Genomic DNA, 2,167 nt, shown 5'->3' on the forward strand with positions numbered 1-2,167 from the left:
CTGGTCCGGTCCGACCGGGCCGCGCGGCAAGGAGATATATTGCCAGACCGGAGGGCCCCCGCGGGCGGGAATCTGGGCGTACACATTTCCTACACATATAAGTACTCTCGGCTGGCTGGTTAAAAACAAGAGGGGACCTCGCTTCCGAGATCCCCTCTTTTGCCTATCTATAGCAATAGACTCTTAAATACCTTATGCCAGCAGCTTGCGACCGGACTCCTCGATCGCGTCAAGTGCTGCATCTGCCTCGGCGGCATCCGCGCCCTTAGCGAAGATGTACAGCTTGATCTTGGGCTCGGTGCCGGAAGGACGAACGATACCTTTATTGCCACCCTCAAGATCGAACTCAATGACGTTAGCCTTCGGCAGGCCGTTCACGCAGGTGTTGTAATCAACGACGGCCTCAATCTTGGAACCGGCGAGCTCCGCGGGCGGGTTCTCGCGCAGACCGGCCATGATGCCGGCCATCTTTGCCGCACCCTCAGCACCCGGATAGCTCAGCGAAATCGTCTTATTGTGATAGTAGCCATACTTCTCGTACAGCTCGTGCATCGCGTCGGCAAGGTTCTTACCCTGCAGCTTGTAATACTGCGCCATCTGGCAAATCAGAAGCGAAGTGCTCACCGCGTCCTTATCGCGCACGTGGTCGCCGGCCAGATAGCCGTAGCTCTCCTCGAAACCGAAGATAAAGCGGTCGACCTCGCCAGCATCGGAAAGAGAAGTAATGATGTCGCCGATGTACTTGAAGCCCGTCAGGCAGCGGCGGAGCTCAAAACCGTACTCGTCGGCCAGAGCGTCAACCATGGCGGAAGAAACGATAGTAGTGACAGCAACCTTCTTAGTGAGGTCCTCACCGCGAGCAGCGCGGGTCTTGCAGATATAGTCGAGCAGCAGAACGCCCATCTCATTGCCGGTCAGCAGCAGATAGTCATCGCCATTCTTAACGGCAACGCCAACGCGATCGGCGTCAGGATCGGTTGCAAGCAGCAGATCAGGGTGAACCTGCTCGCACAGGTCAATGCCCTTCTGCATGGCCTGACGAATCTCGGGGTTAGGATACGGGCAGGTCGGGAAATCGCCGTTAGGCTCCTTCTGCTCGGGAACAACCGTGACATCGGTGATGCCAGCGCGCTCGAGCACCGTCGTGACGGGAATGAGGCCGGTGCCGTTGAGCGGAGTGTAGACGAGCTTAAGCGGAGCGCCAGCGATCTCCTCGGCAGAAAGGTTGGTCACGCCGCGGGCGAGAACGGCGTCATAATAACGCTCGAGGCACGACTCATCGATCCATTTGACCAGACCCTGTTCAAGAGCCTCATCGAAGTCCATGGACTTCACGCCGGTAAACGTATCGGTCTCGGCGATAGCCTTAGAAATTGCATCGGCAGCCTCGCTGGTGATCTGGCAGCCGTCGGGGCCATAGGCCTTATAGCCGTTATAAGGCGCTGGATTATGACTAGCGGTCATGCAAATGCCACCGGAGCACTTAAGGTCACGGACGGCCCAGGAAAGCGTCGGCACGGGAGAAATCTTAGGATACACGAGAGCAGTCACGCCGTTTGCGGCAAGAATGGCAGCCGTCGTCTTAACGAACAGTTCACCCTTATTGCGGCTATCGCGAGCGATGGCAACCGTCGGATGCTCGAAAGTCGCATTAAGATAGTCAGCAAAACCCTGCGTCGCGCGACCAACCGTATAGATATTCATACGGTTAGTGCCTGCACCGATAGTGCCACGTAGACCGGCGGTACCGAAGGCGAGATCTTGGAAGAAAGCGTCGGTGATGGCGTCTTCGTCACCCTGCTCCTTCATCGTGTTGAGCTCAGCGAGGAGCTCCTCGTCCTTGACATTGGCAATCCAAGTATCAAGCAGCTCATGAACATCTGCCATGTGAGTCCTTCCGTCACAATCAATAAAACAACCCGTGTAAAACAGGACAAGCGCATCAGCGCGCTAAAGCAAATATTAGTCCATTGAGAACAGAGAACCGGCCACAGAACGGTGAACGTTTATATTCACCGGTGGATGATTGGATTGATTTAATTGCTTAGTGAATGCCGCCTTTAACGCAAAAAAGGGGAGACCGCGAGGCCTCCCCCTTCTCAATTCAAGCGTACGGCTCGGTGCCGTCCACCGGTCAGCGGCGCCCTGGCCTCCCACGGGCTGACCC

General features: G+C 56.4%; 1 protein-coding gene. It reads right to left on the reverse strand.

Annotated features, from left to right (window positions below; genetic code table 11):
• Positions 1-192: 192 nt before the first annotated feature.
• On the reverse strand, positions 193-1,887 hold the full coding sequence (locus KSY82_RS10110; protein WP_217751113.1) for a phospho-sugar mutase: 1,695 nt from the start codon (positions 1,885-1,887) through the stop codon (positions 193-195).
• Positions 1,888-2,167: the final 280 nt, after the last annotated feature.

It is taken from the genome of Collinsella aerofaciens (assembly GCF_019131995.1).
GTDB classification, from domain to species: domain Bacteria; phylum Actinomycetota; class Coriobacteriia; order Coriobacteriales; family Coriobacteriaceae; genus Collinsella; species Collinsella aerofaciens_S.

Bases quoted from the DNA above. Each gene is read 5' to 3' on its own strand.
- KSY82_RS10110 (WP_217751113.1), bottom strand. From the start codon at position 1,887: ATGGCAGATGTTCATGAGCTGCTTGATACTTGGATTGCCAATGTCAAG.